This is a genomic window from Mesobacillus sp. LC4, assembly GCF_053543455.1.
Map to the genome: position 1 here is coordinate 172071 of NZ_JBGCUB010000005.1, position 19907 is coordinate 191977.

The 19907-nt window shown below is 42.9% G+C and carries 17 protein-coding genes; all 17 read left to right on the forward strand.

Translation table 11 applies throughout. The annotated features are described in order from the left end of the window. Position 1 precedes the first annotated feature (1 nt). The 17 genes from AB5I83_RS16340 to AB5I83_RS16420 all read left to right on the forward strand — a co-directional run bounded on the left by AB5I83_RS16340 (position 2) and on the right by AB5I83_RS16420 (position 19751). On the forward strand, positions 2-955 hold the full coding sequence (locus AB5I83_RS16340) for an ABC transporter permease (protein WP_125479057.1): 954 nt from the start codon (positions 2-4) through the stop codon (positions 953-955). Positions 956-1132: 177 nt separating this feature from the next. Further along, the gene (locus AB5I83_RS16345) at positions 1133-2221 is read left to right on the forward strand and encodes a GGDEF domain-containing protein (protein ID WP_448976704.1); all 1089 of its coding nucleotides are present in this window, start codon (positions 1133-1135) and stop codon (positions 2219-2221) included. Between the two features lie 211 nt (positions 2222-2432). After that, positions 2433-3710, forward strand: a complete 1278-nt coding sequence (gene yfmF / locus AB5I83_RS16350; protein WP_448976706.1) for an EF-P 5-aminopentanol modification-associated protein YfmF — start codon at positions 2433-2435, stop codon at positions 3708-3710. After that, positions 3710-5005 carry an EF-P 5-aminopentanol modification-associated protein YfmH gene (yfmH, locus tag AB5I83_RS16355; protein ID WP_448976708.1) on the forward strand — a complete coding sequence of 432 codons (1296 nt, stop codon included), beginning with the start codon at positions 3710-3712 and terminating at the stop codon, positions 5003-5005. The genes yfmF and yfmH overlap by 1 nt, the downstream gene beginning before the upstream one ends. 69 nt (positions 5006-5074) lie before the next feature. Further along, positions 5075-5797 (forward strand): elongation factor P 5-aminopentanone reductase, encoded by a 723-nt coding sequence (ymfI, locus tag AB5I83_RS16360; RefSeq protein ID WP_448976710.1) that lies wholly within the window; start codon positions 5075-5077, stop codon positions 5795-5797. 101 nt (positions 5798-5898) lie between these two features. After that, the gene (locus tag AB5I83_RS16365) at positions 5899-6159 is read left to right on the forward strand and encodes a DUF3243 domain-containing protein (protein WP_167832871.1); all 261 of its coding nucleotides are present in this window, start codon (positions 5899-5901) and stop codon (positions 6157-6159) included. Between the two features lie 217 nt (positions 6160-6376). Next, positions 6377-7168 (forward strand): DUF3388 domain-containing protein, encoded by a 792-nt coding sequence (locus AB5I83_RS16370; protein WP_192473250.1) that lies wholly within the window; start codon positions 6377-6379, stop codon positions 7166-7168. 20 nt (positions 7169-7188) lie between these two features. Continuing rightward, the gene (locus tag AB5I83_RS16375; protein WP_448976712.1) at positions 7189-8070 is read left to right on the forward strand and encodes a helix-turn-helix domain-containing protein; all 882 of its coding nucleotides are present in this window, start codon (positions 7189-7191) and stop codon (positions 8068-8070) included. Positions 8071-8410: 340 nt separating this feature from the next. Next, positions 8411-8989, forward strand: a complete 579-nt coding sequence (pgsA, locus tag AB5I83_RS16380) for a CDP-diacylglycerol--glycerol-3-phosphate 3-phosphatidyltransferase (RefSeq protein WP_167832873.1) — start codon at positions 8411-8413, stop codon at positions 8987-8989. A 22-nt stretch (positions 8990-9011) separates the two neighbouring features. Continuing rightward, positions 9012-10259 carry a competence/damage-inducible protein A gene (locus tag AB5I83_RS16385; RefSeq protein WP_448976714.1) on the forward strand — a complete coding sequence of 416 codons (1248 nt, stop codon included), beginning with the start codon at positions 9012-9014 and terminating at the stop codon, positions 10257-10259. 303 nt (positions 10260-10562) lie between these two features. Then, the gene (gene recA, locus AB5I83_RS16390) at positions 10563-11603 is read left to right on the forward strand and encodes a recombinase RecA (RefSeq protein WP_448976716.1); all 1041 of its coding nucleotides are present in this window, start codon (positions 10563-10565) and stop codon (positions 11601-11603) included. Between the two features lie 662 nt (positions 11604-12265). After that, positions 12266-13828 (forward strand): ribonuclease Y, encoded by a 1563-nt coding sequence (gene rny, locus AB5I83_RS16395; RefSeq protein WP_209437987.1) that lies wholly within the window; start codon positions 12266-12268, stop codon positions 13826-13828. 119 nt (positions 13829-13947) lie between these two features. Further along, positions 13948-14745, forward strand: a complete 798-nt coding sequence (locus tag AB5I83_RS16400; RefSeq protein WP_448976718.1) for a TIGR00282 family metallophosphoesterase — start codon at positions 13948-13950, stop codon at positions 14743-14745. Between the two features lie 776 nt (positions 14746-15521). Continuing rightward, on the forward strand, positions 15522-15782 hold the full coding sequence (gene spoVS / locus AB5I83_RS16405; RefSeq protein WP_010193268.1) for a stage V sporulation protein SpoVS: 261 nt from the start codon (positions 15522-15524) through the stop codon (positions 15780-15782). Between the two features lie 134 nt (positions 15783-15916). Then, positions 15917-16852 (forward strand): dipeptidase, encoded by a 936-nt coding sequence (locus tag AB5I83_RS16410; RefSeq protein WP_448976721.1) that lies wholly within the window; start codon positions 15917-15919, stop codon positions 16850-16852. 297 nt (positions 16853-17149) lie between these two features. Then, on the forward strand, positions 17150-18883 hold the full coding sequence (locus AB5I83_RS16415; RefSeq protein WP_448976723.1) for a 2-oxoacid:acceptor oxidoreductase subunit alpha: 1734 nt from the start codon (positions 17150-17152) through the stop codon (positions 18881-18883). A gap of 1 nt (position 18884) precedes the next feature. Further along, the gene (locus AB5I83_RS16420; protein ID WP_167832881.1) at positions 18885-19751 is read left to right on the forward strand and encodes a 2-oxoacid:ferredoxin oxidoreductase subunit beta; all 867 of its coding nucleotides are present in this window, start codon (positions 18885-18887) and stop codon (positions 19749-19751) included. The last annotated feature ends 156 nt before the right edge of the window (positions 19752-19907 follow it).

Here is a 19907-nt window from a genome sequence, read left to right on the forward strand (position 1 = left end):
GATGTGGTCAATAATAGAACAAATTTTTCCTTACGCGATTATCTTTACCATTCCTCTTCTTATTACGGCACTCGGCGGACTTTTTAGTGAAAGAAGCGGTATTGTAAATATTGCCCTCGAGGGATTGATGGTCATTGGTGCTTTCTCTGGCGCACTATCCATCCATTACCTGAGCGGCGTATTGGACAACCACACTTTGGTCCTCTGGCTTGGATTGCTGGCTGCTATAATTGCTGGTATGCTTTTCTCTATCTTGCATGCGTTTGCGAGTATAAATTTGAATGCCAATCAGATTATCAGTGGTACGGCAATCAATCTAATTGCCACTGCACTAACGGTGTTCCTTGCACGTAATATGACTGGAAGTGGAAACATCCGAATCTCAAGCGGTTTCTCACCGTCTAACGTTCCATTCCTTTCGGATATTCCAGTGATTGGAGATTTGTTTTTCACAAAAACATATCCAACAACATGGTTTGTATTAGTCATCCTTTTTGTAAGTTCATTCATCTTATATAAAACGAAGTTTGGTCTTCGTTTACGTTCATGTGGTGAATTCCCTCAGGCTGCTGAAGCAGCAGGGATCAATGTAAGAAGAGTCCGTTACAGCGGCGTTCTAATTTCAGGAGCATTCGCCGGATTGGGCGGCGCCTTAATCATTGTCACACAGTCAGGTGAATTTACAGGAACTGTTGCAGGTCTGGGCTTCCTGGCGTTGGCTTCCTTGATTTTTGGACAATGGAAACCACTAGGCGTGTTGGCAGCTACTTTCTTCTTCGGATTTGCCAGTACGATTGCGAACGTGTCACAAGTAATTCCAGAGTTGGCTGTCATTCCGCCAATCTTATTGAAGATTTTCCCTTATGTAGTGACATTAATTGCGCTCGTAATCTTCTCCAAGTCATCACAAGCACCAAAAGCTGTTGGGGAAACATTCGACAGCGGAAAACGTTAATAGTGCTACTGCTAAAAGAGGTACCTCGAATGGGTGCCTCTTTTAATTGTATGGACTAAAATACACATTAAGAGTATTTTCATAAGAATTTGAACATTCTTTTTAGATTAAATCTTCCATATGTGTTAATATTAAGGAAAAGTTTGCTAAAAATAATTTCGTTCAGAGGGCATGCACATGAAGCTATCATTATATATGGATGATCGTGAAACGGAAAAAATCTTTTCTTATTTGCGCTGGATATTCTTGTTGGTAGGGATTCTAGTATTCTATTTTCCTCCTCTGGCGGACAGGCTGAATTTCACGAAAGAAACATTTCCTTTATTATTGACAATAGGATTTGTCTACATGGCAGTAACCCAGACTGCTTTGATTAAAATGTCGGCGGGAAACGAGTATTTCAATTTACTTACGAAGGCTGGAATTGTCTTCGATTATATTGCGTTAATGTGGCTTCTTGCATTGACTGACGGGGTTATGTCACCTCTTTTTCCGATTGCTTATTTGGTCGTCATGCATGCGACCATTTACTGGCGGACAAAAGGAGCCATATTATCCTCAATTTCATTGACGGTTGGTTACTCTACTATTTATGCCGTACAGGCTCAATTTGATTTTAATACAGCATTTGCTTTCATTTTAAATCTCGCCTTCATTTGGATCATTGGTGTATTTGGATCATTAATCGTTATACGAGAAAGGAAACACTTAAAACAGAAAGAGATTTTTCACGAACTGATGTTCACTGACTACTTAACAGGCTTATATAATCACCGTCATTTCCAGGAACAATTAAGAGTTTTGACAAGTGCAAAACAGAATTTCCTGCTGGTCATGGGTGATATTGACCACTTTAAACAAATAAATGATCAGTTTGGGCATTTAGCCGGGGACGAAATCCTTAAGAAAATAGGGAGGATTTTTCAGGAACTGGCAACTGAATATGATGCCCAGGCTTTTCGTTATGGCGGAGAAGAATTTGCCTTTCTTTTGCCAGCTATCGAAGAAACAAGTCAAATCCGCTTTTTTGATGATCTTTATGAAAGTTTATCTGCTGAAAAATTCAGTGAGGAGTGTGAGAGTGTCACAATGAGCTTTGGAATTGCTTCTTCAAAAGGTGCAGCCTTGCCGGATAAACTTCTTGGATACACGGACCAGCTCTTATATACCGCGAAGGCAAATGGTAAAAACCAGGCAAAATTTGAATCTGGCTATACTTATTTATACTCTCAGGCGAAAGAGGAATTAGCTGCTACAAGGCAATAAAAGCTTCCCATTTGGGAAGCTTTTTTCATATGGGCTGCCAATTCCTTGAAATAGCCTGATTGTGAAAGGTATAGTTAGAGTATATTTATTGGAATATTAAATATAGACTTCACAACGTATACATAATAAGAAGAATGTTTTATTTACATCAATCATGTGAAGAAGAAAGACTGTAAGCAAGTCCTGGTGTTATAAATAAAGGAGGATTTCAATGGCTGTCATTTCTGAAAGTATCAAGGATATGAAGGGTTACAAGCTCCATATCGTCAAAACCGAAAAATTCAAGACGAATACAATTGTTTGGAAGATGAAAGCACCACTTACCAGTGAGGATGTAACAAAACGGGCGTTGCTTCCGTATGTGCTGCAAAGCAGTTCGAAGGCCTACCCGTCAACATCAAAGTTTCGTTCCTACCTTGATGAGCTTTACGGTGCTAATTTATATGTGGATGTTTCAAAAAAGGGAGAATATCAGGTCCTCAGTTTTTCACTGGAAATTGCCAATGAAAAGTTCCTGAGCGATCCAGATCCTTTGCTGAAAAAAGGAATGCAATTGATGTCTGAAATTCTGGTGAATCCCCTGGCTGAAAATGAAGCTTTTGACAAAGATACTGTTGAAAAGGAAAAACGGACATTAAAACAGCGGATACAGGCTGTCTATGATGATAAGATGAGATACTCCAATTTCAGGCTCGTACAGGAAATGTGTAAGGATGAGCCATATGCACTGCATGTCAACGGAGAGATTGATGATATTCCGCAAATTGACGAGAACAATCTTTACGAATACTACAAGAAAGCCTTTGCGGAAGATGAGCTTGACCTGTTTATTATCGGTGATGTTGATGAGACAGAAGTCCAGTCAATAGCACAGGATCTGCTGCAATTCGAACAGCGGACACCAAAACTTGTTGAAGCTTCGAAAAGTGTTCATGTGGAAGAAAAAACCGTCAAGGACAAAGAAGATGTCAAGCAGGGTAAATTGAATATCGGCTACCGGACGAATGTGCTTTATGGTGATAGGGACTATTATGCACTCCAGGTTTTTAACGGGATTTTCGGAGGTTTTTCTCATTCGAAGTTGTTTTTGAACGTCCGTGAAAAAAATAGTCTTGCCTACTATGTCGCCAGCCGCCTTGAAAGCCACAAAGGTTTGATGATGGTTATGTCAGGCATCGAATTTGAAAATTTTGAGCTAGCAGTAAAAATCATTCGTGAACAAATGGAAGCGATGCAAGCCGGTGATTTTACCGACCAGGAAATCGAACAGACGAAAGCAGTAATCGAAAACCAAATGCTTGAGACAATGGATACGGCTAGAGGGATGGTAGAGGTCCTGTATCATAATGTTGTATCGCGTGAAAATGTCAGCCTCGAAGACTGGCTTCAGGGCATGAGTAAAACCACAAAAGAAGAAATCGTTGATGTTGCCAAAAAGGTTCAGCTTGATACGATCTACTTCTTAACTGGATTGGAGGGGGACAAATAATGGAAAAGATCACTTTTGAACAACTTCAGGAAGAAATGTATTACGAAAAGCTGGCTAACGGGCTGGATGTATACATTCTTCCAAAAAAAGGCTTCAATAAAACTTATGCTACATTTACAACGAAATACGGTTCAGTCGATAATCACTTCCTTCCTCCAGGAAAAAATGATTTTGTTAAGGTACCTGATGGCATTGCCCATTTCCTTGAGCATAAATTGTTTGAGAAAGAAGATGGTGATGTGTTCCAGCAGTTCAGCAAACAGGGTGCTTCTGCGAATGCATTCACATCTTTTACGAGGACTGCTTATTTATTTTCCAGTACATCCAATGTGGAAAAAAACCTTGAAACTTTGATCGACTTTGTCCAGGAACCTTATTTCACAGAGAAAACAGTTGAAAAGGAAAAAGGGATCATCGGGCAAGAGATCACGATGTATGATGACAACCCTGATTGGAGGCTGTATTTCGGCCTGATACAGAATATGTATAAAAACCACCCGGTAAGCATCGATATTGCTGGTACAATTGAATCGATTTCGCACATTACGAAGGATATGCTGTATGAGTGCTATGAAACGTTTTACCATCCAAGCAATATGCTATTGTTCGTAGTTGGCCCTGTTAGCCCAGAAGAAATCATGGGCTTGATAAAAGAGAACCAGGGAAAAAAGGAATACAAAAATCTGCCTGAAATCCAGCGCAGGTTTGATGAGGAACAGGTTGGAGTGGCGGAAAAGAAACAGGTTCTTAAAATGAATGTCCAGACGTCAAAATGCCTGGTAGGAATCAAGGCGGCCAATCCAACAAAATCGGGCAGGGAGATGCTAATAAAAGAGCTGTCTATCAATGTGATGCTCGATATTCTCTTTGGGAAGAGCTCCGAGAATTATACCGAATTGTATGGGTCCGGGTTAATCGATGATACATTCTCATTCGATTACTCCGAAGAGCATGGCTTTGGTTTTGCGATGGTAGGAGGGGATACGAACGAGCCGGATGTCCTGGCCAGCAAGCTGGAAGCCATGCTGCTGGATGCAAAGGCTGGCCGTGGTCTGACAGCGGAAAACCTCGAGCGGACAAAAAAGAAAAAAATTGGAGCTTTCCTTAGGGCAGTAAACTCTCCGGAGTATATAGCCAATCAGTTCACACGCTATGCATTCAATGATATGGATTTGTTTGATGTTGTGCCGGTACTTGAAAGCCTTACACTGGACGATCTCAAACAAGCAGCCAGCGAGCTGATTGCCGAAGAACGGTTCACAGTCTGCCAGGTAGTTCCAAAGGATAAGCAATAGATCCCATTAATATATGCGCCGGTCCTTGCCGGCGCATTATTTCATGAGATTATTCGGGAGAGGGGAAGTATGAAAAAATTCGCACTCGTAACAGGAGCAAGTGGAGCGATAGGCAAAGCCATTTCCAGGAAGCTTGCTTCAGAAGGTTATTCACTCTACTTGCACTATAACAAGAATGAAAAAGAGATAGAAGAACTTGCGTGTCAAATTCAAACTTTTGGCGGAGAGTATATACCGATCAAGGCGAACCTGGCTGCAAAAACAGGCTATTTGGATTTAGCGGCAAACATCTTTTCGATTGATGCGATTGTACATAATGCAGGCCATGCCCAATATGGTCTTCTTGAGGATTTAGAGGAGACGGAAGCAGAGGAACTGATCCAGGTTCATCTGACTTCACCTATGATGCTGACAAAAAAGCTGATCCCTAAATTACGGCAAAAAGAAAAAGGGAGTATTGTCTTAGTATCATCTATTTGGGGGCAGACTGGCGCATCCTATGAAGTGGCCTATTCAGCTGTGAAAGGAGCTCAAATAGCATTTGCCAAGGCGCTGAGCAAAGAGCTGGCAAGTTCCGGCATAAGAGTGAACGCCGTAGCGCCAGGTGCCATTCATACTCCTATGGTAGAAGAGTTTACACAGGAAGAACTCGAGGCCATAACCGCTGATATTCCATCAGGACGATTAGGACAAGCCGATGAAGTTGCAGATAGTGTGAAATTCCTGCTGTCTGATCAATCTTCTTATATAAACGGACAGGTCCTTGCGGTGAATGGCGGCTGGCTGACATGACGGAGATGTGACAATTTTTCAAAACATCTCTGCTAATGCATAATAATGTACCTACGTATGCAAAATAACCTTGTACTATTTCAGACAAGGAGGTTGTCAATATGTCCGTATTGGATAATTGGAATCAGTGGAAGGATTTCTTGGGAGACCGCCTTCATCAGGCGCAGGATCAGGGAATGAATAAAGAAGTAATGGGAGACCTTGCCTATCAAATTGGGGATTATCTTGCTAAGAATGTTGATCCTAAAAATGAGCAGGAAAGAGTCCTTGCAGACCTTTGGTCAGTTGCAAGCCCTGACGAACAGCATGCCATTGCAACAATGATGGTTAAACTGGTTCAGAACAATGGTGCTAATCAATAAGAAAGACTTGAGAGGGGACTTCCAGCTTCCTCTCTTTTTTATTGGCGAAAAGGTCCTTTTTCCTCTGAATGGACATATTTTGCTAGGCTTTATTTAACTTTTAGCTTCTGGCTTGTTTTTCCTTTCATCTTCCTGAAAAATCATATAATATAGTAGCTAGATATTCGATGTCAAAATGTGTCGCAATCAAGTGACCTTATAGCAGAGGAGGAGAATGATGGAAAAGAAAGAATGGTACTTGGAATATGAGATTATGATTAACCGTCCAGGACTGCTAGGTGATATTTCTTCTTTGCTTGGTATGCTGTCAATTAACATTGTAACGATCAATGGAGTCGATGAAGGAAGACGAGGTCTGTTGATCCTTGCAAAAGATGATGATCAAATTGAACGATTAGAGTCAATTTTAAATACAATGGATACAATAAAGGTAATAAAAATCCGTGAACCTAAGCTTCGTGACCGGATGGCGGTCAGACACGGCAGGTACATACAGCGTGATGCAGATGATAAAAAAACTTTCCGTTTTGTCAGGGATGAACTTGGACTACTCGTAGATTTTATGGCAGAATTGTTTAAGATGGAAGGACACAAACTGATCGGGATCCGCGGGATGCCGCGAGTCGGCAAGACCGAGTCAGTCGTGGCTTCAAGTGTTTGTGCGAACAAGCGTTGGCTGTTTGTCTCTTCGACATTATTGAAACAGACAATCCGTAACCAGCTGATTGAAGACGAATACAATGCAGACAACTTATTCATCATAGATGGAATCGTCTCCACAAGGAGAGCAAATGAAAAGCACTGGCAGCTTGTAAGGGAAATTATGCGCTTGCCTGCGGTGAAGGTTGTTGAACATCCGGATATTTTTGTCCAGAACACGGAATATACTCTCGATGATTTTGATTATATTATTGAGCTGCGCAATAACCCCGATGAAGAAATCGTTTATGACATGGTTCAGAAGAATCACATGTTTACCGATTCTGATTTCGGAGGATTTGATTTTTAACAGTATTGGAAGGTGTTATCGTGACTGAGTTAGGAAATATATTAAAGGAAGCACGTGAAGCTAGAGGCCTCAGCCTGGACGAACTGCAGTCCATCACGAAAATACAGAAGCGTTACCTGCTTGGTATTGAAGAGGGCAATTATTCTATGATGCCTGGCAAGTTTTATGTCCGTGCATTCATTAAACAATATGCAGAAGCTGTCGGGCTTGATCCGGAACAGCTTTTTGAACAGCACAAAAATGAAATACCATCTACATACAACGAAGAGCTTCCAGAGCAGCTTTCACGAGTACAGTCGAGGAAAAGTATCTCTCCTGATACATCAAAAATCCTGGATATACTTCCGAAGATATTGATTGGAGTCTTTATAATAGGCGCGATCGCCCTAATCTGGTATCTGATTGTGCAGAATGCAGGTGATGGAGCAGAACAGCCTGCAAATACCGATAAAAGCAAGCCGAACATTGAAGAAACAGAAGATATAGTAGATGATTCTGGCGATGAGGGCACAGGAGAAGAAGACGGAGCTGCCGAGGAAGAAGAACCAGCCGAAGAGGAAGCTGAGCCTGAAACACCTGCCCAGGAGCTCTCAGTTTTATCGAGCAGCGGAAGCAACACGGTTTATGAACTCAAAGGTGCGGAATCCTTTGTAATTAAAATCGTATCACTTGGTCAGACATGGGTTGGTCTATCAAATGGCTCTAAATCCATTTTTCAAGAAACCCTTGTAAAAGGAAAGAATGAAAGCCGAACAGAGGACTTATCCAACGAAACCAAGGCAGTCATCAATATCGGACGGGCACCTGATACCGAAATCTATGTCAATGACCAAAAGTTAGAGTATGCAGTATCACCTGAAAAAGATATGACTCAGGTGATCACAATAAACTTTGTTAAATAAGCCTTTGTCTTTTGCGAGGAGTATAACCATTTAAAAGTATGAATTGCCAAAATGCCCGTATGGACTTTTGTTTATACGGGCTATACTTTCTGTGTAAGAAAGTATCAGCTTTTTATACTAGGTTAGTGTCTAGCTCCAGCGCCTAGCCCCTCGAGTCGCTTCGGTCCGCCTGATGAAGTCAAAGAACGACTTCACCTGTCGGCCCTCCAGCGCTTGTCGGGGCTGACCAAGGCGCCTCCGCTTTTCATTTACTAGGCATATTTAATGATGATTTTTACATATTGGATATAATGATAGAAGTAAAATGGTTTTGTAATTTTTCATCTGGAGGAAATAGTATATGAATTTGCCAAATAAGATTACGGTTTCACGAATTTTATTGATTCCGTTATTTATGATCATCATGATTGTTCCTTTTTCATGGGGAGAAATCTCCCTTCTTGGTACAACCATGCCGGTCACGCATTTAGTAGGAGCGTTAATCTATATTTTTGCGTCTGTGACAGACTGGGTTGACGGTTATCTGGCGCGAAAGCACAATTTAGTTACGAATCTCGGGAAATTCCTTGATCCCCTTGCAGATAAACTGCTTGTTTCTTCTGCATTGATTATTTTGGTTGAACTTGGTTTTGCCCCTGCGTGGATTGTTATCATCATAATCAGCCGGGAGTTTGCCGTAACAGGGCTTCGTTTACTGCTTGCTGGCGGTGGTGAGGTTGTTGCAGCAAAAATGCCTGGTAAAATCAAAATGTGGGCACAGACAGTGGCCATTTCCGCCCTCTTGCTGCATAATATCATTTTTGAAGCATTCTCCATCCCGTTTGCAGACATTGCGTTATGGGTGGCAATGTTCTTTACTATTTGGTCTGGCTGGGATTACTTTGCTAAAAACAAGCAAGTGTTCAGCAACTCCAAATAATTGATTTTCAGGGGGACGAGAAATGAATGCCGAAATTATTGCTGTAGGATCAGAGTTGCTCCTTGGGCAAATCGTCAATACGAATGCCCGATTCCTTTCCAGGCAGCTTGCCGATTTGGGAATCAATGTTTACTATCATACTGTTGTCGGAGATAATCCGGATAGATTAAAGGACGCCATGGAAATCGCCCAGGAAAGGGCAGAGCTCATTATCTTTACAGGTGGATTGGGCCCAACAAAAGATGATCTGACGAAAGATACAATTGCCGGTCAGCTTGGGAAGCAGCTTGTACTTGATGAAGAAGCGATGAATTCCATTGAATTGTATTTTGAAAAAACGAACAGAGTAATGACTGAGAACAACAGGAAGCAGGCTCTCGTGATCGAGGGATGCGCTGTCCTGAAAAATGATAACGGAATGGCTCCCGGGATGTTCTTGGTGGCTGGCGAGAACAAGTACATGCTTCTCCCTGGTCCTCCTTCTGAAATGGAGCCAATGTTCTTGAAATATGGCCAGAATGCTATTGCAGGCTTGTCTGGCAATCAAGCTAAAATCGAATCGAGAGTCCTGCGGTTCTTTGGAATTGGTGAGGCCGCTCTGGAATCGGAAATAGAAGATTTGATTGACCAGCAAAGCAATCCAACCATCGCACCACTGGCTGGAGATGGGGAAGTTACCCTGAGGCTTACAGCGAGGGATGACGCAAACGGAACTGCACAAGCATTGATTGATCAAGTAGAAGCGGCAATCATGGAAAGAGTCGGCGAACATTTTTATGGTTACAACGAGACTTCGTTAATGATCGAGCTTTCTAAGTTATTGAAAAATAAAAACCTGACAATATCAGCGGCAGAAAGTCTGACAGGAGGCATGTTCCAGCAAGAATTGTCTTCCATTTCTGGTGCAAGCAGCTTGTTCAATGGCGGGATAGTCTGTTACTCGAACCAAGCTAAAATAGAATTGGTAAAGGTAACGCCTGAAACGATTGAAAAGCATGGAGCAGTAAGCAGTGAATGTGCCGCAGAGCTGGCAGCAAATATTGCTTCAATAACCCATTCTGACATTGGGATCAGCTTCACTGGAGTCGCCGGTCCTGACAGCCTGGAAGGTCATCCAGCTGGTACGGTTTTCATCGGGATACATATCAAGGGTATGCCAGTCCATGTGGAAAAATTGAGTCTCAGCGGATCGCGGTCGGCCATCAGGAAAAGGTCAGTAAAGTTTGGCTGCCAGATCATAATTAATAGATTATCAGGAACACGGAAGTGATGCACTTCCGTGTTTTTTTGTGGTTCTGACAGTACGGAATGGAAATTTCCACCCGGTGTTTAAAATAGGCAGATTCTTTGCTAAAATCGTATTTTAATGGGTATATGCCTTAGTAAAACTACTGAAAATGACCACGAAAATTCAATTTTGGAGTTTTTTGTCCTTCTAAAAAAAACGAATAAATGTTCGATTTTTTAATGGACAAACCCCCTGGAAAAAGGTATAGTAATAGTAGGCTTTAAATAAGAGATTTGCGGCCAGGCAGTATGCTGGTTCGTTTTTATATAAAAGGAGGAAATTTGAGTGAGTGATCGTCAAGCTGCCTTAGATATGGCGTTAAAACAGATTGAAAAGCAATTTGGTAAAGGCTCAGTTATGAAATTAGGGGAGAAGACAGACACGAAAATTTCTACTTCTCCAAGTGGATCCCTTGCATTGGATGCTGCACTTGGAATAGGCGGATATCCTCGCGGACGTGTTATTGAAATTTACGGACCTGAAAGTTCAGGTAAGACAACTGTTGCGCTTCATGCGATTGCAGAAGTACAGGCTAATGGCGGCCAGGCGGCATTCATTGACGCTGAACACGCTCTTGATCCTGTATATGCACAGAAGCTTGGGGTAAATATCGATGAACTTCTTCTTTCCCAGCCTGACACGGGAGAGCAAGCTTTAGAAATCGCAGAAGCGCTTGTACGAAGCGGCGCAATTGACATTATTGTTGTCGACTCCGTTGCAGCTCTAGTTCCAAAGGCTGAAATCGAAGGGGAGATGGGTGATGCCCACGTTGGTCTTCAGGCCCGTTTGATGTCACAGGCATTGCGTAAGCTTTCCGGTGCAATCAACAAGTCCAAGACTATTGCAATCTTCATTAACCAGATTCGTGAAAAGGTCGGTGTTATGTTCGGTAACCCTGAAACGACACCTGGCGGACGCGCTCTGAAATTCTACTCAAGCGTGCGTCTTGAAGTGCGCCGTGCTGAAACTTTGAAGCAAGGCAATGACATGGTAGGTAATAAAACTAGGATCAAAATCGTCAAGAACAAGGTCGCTCCTCCGTTCCGCACAGCTGAAGTGGATATCATGTACGGTGAAGGGATTTCCCAAGAAGGAGAAATCATCGACATGGGTTCAGACCTCGATATCGTCGATAAGAGCGGTTCATGGTATTCCTATAATGGTGAGCGTCTAGGACAGGGAAGGGAAAATGCGAAGCTTTTCCTTAAAGAAAACCCGTCCATCCGTCTGGAAATCAAGCAAAAGATCCGTAATCACTACGGCCTTGACGGCGAGTTCACTGTTACTGAGAGTGAAGAAGATCAGGAAGAACTGCCATTAGATTAATAGTTTATTTATGTTTTTAACAAGGTCTCCTGGCTTTCAGGAGACCTTGTTTGTGCTTTTAACTTTAATACTGGCTCTAAAGCCCAATGATGCTTTTAACCCTGTTGGTTGTAGTGGAAGGCGCGTAGCCTCCTCCGGAAATGTTAACTCATTTCCACTGTACGTGGGCAGGTTCGTGGAAGCTCAATCCCTGTCCTGAGGATGAGCAAGTCATGGGGAGACCACGCAGGCACATAAAGCGACGAGGACGCTCCCCGACTGCAAGGAAGAATTGGTTTATGAAAATCCGGCCTTTGGGATTTATCATTATTCTTCCCCGCGGAAAGCGAAGCGCCAGAAATGAAAATCAACAGACAAGTTTAACATAGCTTTTAAAAGTTATTCTTCATCTCCGGTAAGCAATGTGACTGAGACGGAAATCCACACCCACATCCAAAAAAATGAGAATTGCATGAATAATTAATCAAACCGTTGGAATACACAAGGGACAAACCCTTGACAATAAAATATGGCAGCTTTACAATTAAAAATGTATATTTTACATTTTCATGGTATTAAAAACGTTTAAAAGCATTTGAGCTGTATATTGATGCTTGTAACAATGTACATGCCGACACTTTAAAAAACGTAACACAAGTTCATAGCAAGAGGAGGTGAAAATGATGGATCTAATTATTTCAATCATCTCCATTTTGCTTGGCCTATTCGTCGGTGCAGTTGTTGGCTATTTTTATCGTAAATCCGTTGCGGAAGCAAAAATTGCAGGTGCCAAAAACGCCGCAGAACAAATTGTTGAAGATGCGAAGCGTGAAGCAGAGGCTATGAAGAAAGAAGCCCTGCTGGAGGCTAAGGATGAAAATCACAAGCTGCGTACTGAAGCAGAACGTGAAATTCGTGAACGAAGAAATGAACTGCAAAAACAAGAAAATCGTTTATTGCAAAAAGAGGAGAATCTTGATCGTAAAGATGAGTCGTTGAACAAACGCGAGAATCTTTTAGAGAAAAAAGATGACGCTCTTTCCAAAAGACAACAGCATATTGAAGAGATGGAAAGCAAAGTGGACGAGATGGTACGAAATCAGCAGACTGAACTAGAACGCATCTCGGGCTTAACGCGTGATGAGGCTAAATCCATCATTTTGGAGCGTACTGAGCAAGAACTTGCTCACGACATTGCACTAATGATTAAGGAAAACGAAAACAGGGCGAAAGAAGAATCCGATAAGAAAGCGAAAGAAGTACTTTCACTAGCCATTCAAAGGTGTGCAGCAGATCATGTTGCAGAAACGACTGTATCAGTTGTAAACCTTCCGAATGACGAAATGAAAGGCCGTATTATCGGTCGTGAGGGACGGAATATCCGCACCCTGGAAACGTTGACGGGAATTGATCTCATTATTGATGACACTCCGGAAGCAGTTATCCTTTCTGGATTTGACCCTATCAGACGTGAAACAGCCCGTCTAGCTCTAGACAAGCTTGTCCAGGATGGACGTATTCATCCGGCTCGAATTGAGGAAATGGTTGAGAAAGCGCGCCGTGAAGTTGACGAACATATTCGTGAGGTTGGGGAACAGACTACCTTCGAAGTGGGAGTGCACGGACTGCATCCAGATCTTATTAAAATTTTGGGCCGCTTGAAATATCGTACGAGCTACGGACAGAATGTGCTTAAACATTCTATGGAAGTAGCACAATTGTCCGGATTGCTTGCCGCAGAACTAGGTGAAGATGAAACTCTAGCTCGCCGCGCAGGACTCCTGCATGATATCGGAAAGGCTATTGACCATGAGGTAGAAGGAAGCCACGTTGAAATCGGCGTGGAGCTCGCTACTAAGTATAAGGAGCATCCAGTTGTGATCAACAGCATTGCTTCCCACCATGGCGATACTGAGCCGACTTCGATCATTGCAGTACTTGTTGCTGCTGCTGATGCATTGTCAGCTGCAAGGCCGGGTGCCCGCAGCGAAGCGCTTGAAAACTATATCCGCCGTCTTGAAAGACTGGAAGAGATTTCTGAATCCTATGAAGGAGTCGAAAAATCATTCGCTATTCAGGCGGGTAGAGAAATCCGGATCATGGTTAGACCCGATCAAATCGATGACTTGCAGGCACACCGCCTCGCACGGGATATTCGCAAGAAAATCGAGGAAGAACTCGATTATCCTGGACATATCAAAGTTACAGTCATCCGTGAGACACGGGCAGTTGAATATGCAAAATAAAGCGGTGCTTCGGCGCCGCTTTTTATATTGCAAGCTCACTTTGCTGGTTTTCCTTACATCTCGATGTTATGATACAATTTTTACATAAATAACTTAATTGAAGGCAGGAATGAGGATCAATGAGAATTTTATTTGTTGGGGATGTTGTAGGTTCCCCTGGCAGGGATATGGTTACGGAATATCTGCCTAAGCTAAAGGGGAAATTTCGTCCGACTGTCACAATCATAAATGGTGAGAATGCAGCGAGCGGTAAAGGAATTACCGAAAGAATTTACCGGCAGTTTCTCGAGCAAGGCGCACAGGCTGTAACTCTAGGCAACCATGCATGGGATAACCGTGATATTTTTGAATTCATCGATGGAGCTAAATATCTGGTAAGGCCAGCCAATTTTCCTGAAGAAGTACCGGGAAAAGGGATTGTTTATCTAAAGATCAACCAGGAGGAGCTGGCAATAATCAATCTGCAGGGCCGTACGTTCTTGACGCCAATAGATTGCCCATTTAAAAAAGCAGATGAATTGATTGAGGAAGCTAGCAAACGCACTTCACTCATTTTCGTCGATTTCCATGCGGAGGCAACTAGCGAAAAGCAGGCGATGGGCTGGTATCTTGATGGAAGAGTTTCCGCTTTAGTTGGTACGCATACTCATGTGCAGACAGCAGATGAGAGGATTTTGCCATCAGGAACAGCTTTTCTTACCGATGTAGGAATGACAGGGCCATATGATGGGATATTGGGAGTAGAAAAAGAAGCGGTCCTAAGAAGGTTCATGACAAGCCTGCCAACACGCTTTGAAGTAGCAAAGGATGGAAGGAACCAGCTATCAGCAGTATTGATAGATTTGGACAAGAAGACTGGCAAAGCAGTGAAAATCCAGAAAATCCTTATCAATGATGACCATCCTTTTTATGAGTAAAATATCAGGTTGACCTATTTAGACTGCAGGCGAGCTCACTAGAGTTTTTCTGCAGTCTATTAATTTGCAGTGAATTGGTTATTGGGGGCATATTATTTTTGATTGAGTTGCAATTTTGGATCATCCGGAGGAAGAGAGCCCAAATAAGGGTACGATAAGGCCGGAAATGTACCCTTATGTTGAGGAAAGAGCCCGCATAAGGGTACGATACTGTCGGAAATGTACCCTTATGCCGAGGGAAGAGCCCCCATAAGGGCACGATAAGGCCGGAAATGTACCCTTATGTTGAGGAAAGAGCCCGCATAAGGGTACGATACTGTCGGAAATGTACCCTTATGCCGAGGGAAGAGACTGCATAAGGGTACGATACTGTCGGAAATGTACCCTTATGCCGAGAAAAGAGCCCTCATAAGGGCACAATAAGGCCGGAAATGTACCCTTATGTCGAGGAAAGAGCCCGCATAAGGGCACGATTAGGTCAGAAATGTATCCTTATGCCGAGGAAAGAGGCCACATAAGGGTACATTTAACCCCGAAACGCCCCCTAGCATATAACCCAAACATTGCATCAGCCGATATAATTAAAAGAGATCCTTCCCATTACTATTAATAAAAAACAATCAGCTCTAACAACGAAAATCATTTTCATCACTCAGCGCTTTTTTTTACTGAAGGTCATATGTGGGCTTCCTCCTGAATATAGTAGCAGTGGAACAGACTAACCTGGATGTCCACGTAAGGCGTCCGGGACGGGATAAAATAAGGAGGAGCCAGGAATGGAGATATTAAAAGTTTCAGCAAAATCTAATCCTAATTCTGTAGCTGGTGCGCTTGCTGGAGTACTGCGCGAAAGAGGGGGCGCAGAAATTCAGGCTATCGGGGCGGGTGCATTGAATCAGGCCGTTAAGGCAGTAGCGATCGCAAGAGGGTTCGTAGCACCTAGCGGAGTCGATTTAATTTGCATCCCGGCATTTACTGATATCCTGATTGATGGCGAAGAACGGACAGCCATTAAATTGATTGTTGAACCCAGATGAAAGCGCCAGCGCACCTATAGATAGATTAAGGTTTTTAAAGAATGTTTAAGGATTGACTCAGCCTGTTTGCTACCTGCAAGCAGGTTTCTTTTCATTTTATGAAGTATAATGATGAATATAAGAGGAGGTATTTTGTGAAGATTTTTGATGCTCATTGTGATGTTTTATATAAATTATTCGTTGATCCAACGCTTGATTTTTCTAAAGCTCCGGAACTGCAGGTTAATCTTGAAAGACTGGAGGCTTCCAATACCAAAGTACAGTTATTTGCCATCTATGTACCTGAATCCGTTCATCCTGACCTGAAATTCGAAGCTGCATTGAGGATGGCAGATTTATTTTATGAAAAAGTCCTGAAGCCTCATCCTCACATAAAGCTGGTGAAGGACAGGGGCGACATTGACCAGCTCGCCGAAAATGAAATAGGTGCGGTTTTGACTTTGGAGGGGTGTGATGCAATTGGTCAGGATTTATTGAAATTGCGCACCTTGCTGAGACTTGGAGTACGTTCTGTAGGTCTTACATGGAACTATGGAAATTATGTGGCTGATGGAGCCCTGGAGGAGCGGGGAGCTGGCCTTTCAAGGTTTGGCCGTCAGGTTGTCCAGCTTCTGAATGAAACGGGGACACCTTGTGACGTCTCGCATTTATCTGAACAAGGATTCTGGGATGTAATGGATGGTGCTGATCATGTATTTGCTTCCCATTCAAACTGTTATTCGCTTTGCCAGCATCGTCGGAACCTTAAGGATGATCAGATCAAAGCACTGATTGATCGCGATTCCGTGATTGGTGTTACCTTTGTACCAGAGTTTTTGTCTGGTAAAAAAACCTCTGCTTCCATTCAGGATGTCGTCCGCCATCTTGATCACATTTGTTCTCTCGGAGGAGAAAATCATGTTGGATTCGGCTCGGACTTTGATGGAATTGAATTTTCTGTGAGGAATCTCGAAGGCAATGATCAATATGAAAACCTTTGGAACGAACTGCAAAAATATTATTCTGATATACAAGTGAATAAGTTCTTATACAAGAATATGGCTTCCAGACTGCCTGTTCTAAGTCGCTGAATCCAGCGGGGAAGGGCAATTACTGCCCATGAATCCAATGGCGCCATAGTAAAAGACTTATAATATTTTAATAAATAAAAAAATATTCATATTTTGGTCAATAATTATTCTTAAAGGGTTGCTTTTTTATTCACATAGGTCTAGAATTGTAAGCGTTTAGTACCATCCATTTGCTAGATTCCGGCATGAAATGCAAGACATAAACCGTTTAATTCTAGTGAATTACTTGGAAAAGTGCTACACTTAATAACGAAGCGTTTTTACATATTTTTTTACGTATCTAAAGGGGTGTAAGAGATGATCAATCAACTTTCATGGAAAGTTGGCGGACAGCAGGGAGAAGGAATTGAATCTACCGGGGAAATTTTCTCTATTGCATTGAACCGTCTAGGCTACTACTTGTATGGCTACCGTCACTTTTCATCACGTATCAAGGGCGGACACACAAATAACAAGATTCGAGTGAGCACTACAGAGGTTCGATCTATTTCTGACGATTTAGATATTCTTGTAGCTTTCGATCAGGAAACGATCGATGTAAACTACAAAGAATTGCATGAGAACGGCGTAATTATTGCTGATGCTAAGTTTGACCCAAAAAAGCCTGAGGACACTCAAGCTGCGATGTATGCGGTTCCATTTACGGAAATGGCTACAGAATTGGGAACATCTCTTATGAAAAACATGGTTGCCATCGGTGCGACTAGTGCAATTTTAGACTTGGATATCCAGGTTTTCGAAGAAGTCGTCCAGGAAATTTTCGGACGCAAAGGACAACAGGTTGTCGATAAAAACATGGAAGCCATCAAAGCTGGCTACGAATATACGAAAGAACAATTAGGCGGCGCTGAGACAATGCAGCTTGAAAAAGCTGATGGACAGAAGCGCATGTTCATGATTGGAAACGACGCAATCGCTATGGGTGCTCTAGCAGGCGGCTGCCGTTTCATGGCTGCATACCCAATCACACCTGCTTCAGAAATCATGGAATATTTGATCAAGAAGCTTCCGGCGCTTGGCGGAACAGTCATTCAAACGGAAGATGAAATCGCGGCTGTCACTATGACGATCGGTGCTAACTACGGCGGAGTGCGTGCCATTACTGCTTCAGCAGGACCTGGTCTTTCATTGAAGATGGAAGCAATCGGACTTTCAGGCATCACAGAAACTCCGCTTGTCATTGTTGACACACAACGTGGCGGTCCATCAACAGGCCTTCCTACAAAACAGGAGCAATCAGATTTAATGGCGATGATTTACGGAACTCACGGTGAGATTCCTAAAATTGTCTTTGCTCCAAGTACTGTACAGGAAGCATTCTACGATGCAGCTGAAGCATTCAACCTTGCTGAAGAGTATCAATGCCCTGTCATTATGCTGACAGACCTCCAGTTATCTTTAGGAAAGCAGACAGTAGAACCGCTTGAGTTTGATAAAGTGGAAGTCCGCCGCGGCAAATTGGCTACGGAAGCACTTCCTGAAATTGAAAACAAAGGCTACTTCAAGCGTTATGAAGTAACTGAAGATGGTGTTTCACCACGAGTGATCCCTGGAATGAAGAACGGAATCCACCACGTTACTGGTGTTGAACACGATGAAACAGGAAAACCATCAGAATCTGCTGCTAACCGTATTGCGCAAATGGATAAGCGTATGCGCAAAATCAGCAATCTGAAATTCAATACGCCTATCCACAAGAATGCTCCGCATGAGGAAGCTGATCTGTTGATCGTAGGTTTCAACTCTACAAGAGGTGCAATTGAAGAAGCAATGGGAAGACTTGAGAAGGATGGCCTGAAAGTAAACCACGCACATGTGCGCCTTGTACATCCATTCCCTGCTGATGAAATGATGCAGCTTGTTCAATCTGCAAAGAAAGTTGCGGTTATCGAAAACAATGCGACAGGACAGCTGGCAAACATCATGAAGATGAATGTCGGAAGTCATGAGAAGATCCATAAGGTCCTCAAGTATGACGGAAATCCATTCTTGCCGCAGGAAGTCCACACAAAATGCAAGGAGTTGTTCTAGGATGGCGACTTTTAAAGAATTTCGCAATAATGTAAAACCAAACTGGTGCCCAGGCTGCGGCGACTTCTCTGTACAGGCAGCCATGCAGCGTGCTGCTGCGAATGTGGGTTTAGAGCCTGAAGATTTGGCAGTAATTTCTGGTATCGGCTGTTCTGGCCGTATCTCTGGATATATCAATTCATACGGTTTCCACGGAATCCACGGACGTGCACTTCCGATTGCACAGGGCGTAAAGATGGCCAACCGTGATTTGACAGTCATCGCTTCTGGCGGCGACGGAGATGGATTCGCGATCGGTATGGGACATACAGTCCATGCGATCCGCCGTAACATCAACATCACTTACATTGTCATGGACAACCAGATCTACGGTCTGACAAAGGGACAAACTTCCCCGCGTTCGGCTGCTGGCTTCAAGACAAAATCAACTCCTGCAGGTTCCATCGAGCAAGCTATTTCCCCAATGGAATTGGCTTTGACAGCTGGCGCTACTTTCGTGGCACAAAGCTTCTCGACTGACCTGAAGGACTTGACTGCGCTGATCGAGGCTGGAATCAAGCATGAAGGTTTCTCATTGATCAACGTATTCAGCCCTTGTGTAACATACAACAAGGTTAATACTTATGATTGGTTCAAGGAAAACCTGACAAAGCTTGGAGATATCGAAGGATATGATCCATCAAACCGTGAAGCAGCAATGCAGACACTGATGGAACATAACGGATTGGTTACAGGACTAATCTATCAAAATACAGAACGTAAGTCTTATCAGGATCTGGTAAGCGGTTATTCAGAAACTCCGTTGTCAAAAGCTGACCTTAAGCTTGATCAAGCTCATTTTGACAAATTGGTTGCTGAATTCATGTAATAAAAAGCCGGAAACCATGCCGGGATACAGTTTCGATAAAACCCCAATCGTCCAGGATTGGGGTTTTATTATTCTTGTAAAATTGGAGTTATTAGTGACGAGCATCACGCCAGTAAGATTGGCTTTAAGGTAATATAGGTGACTAAGAGGCTTTTT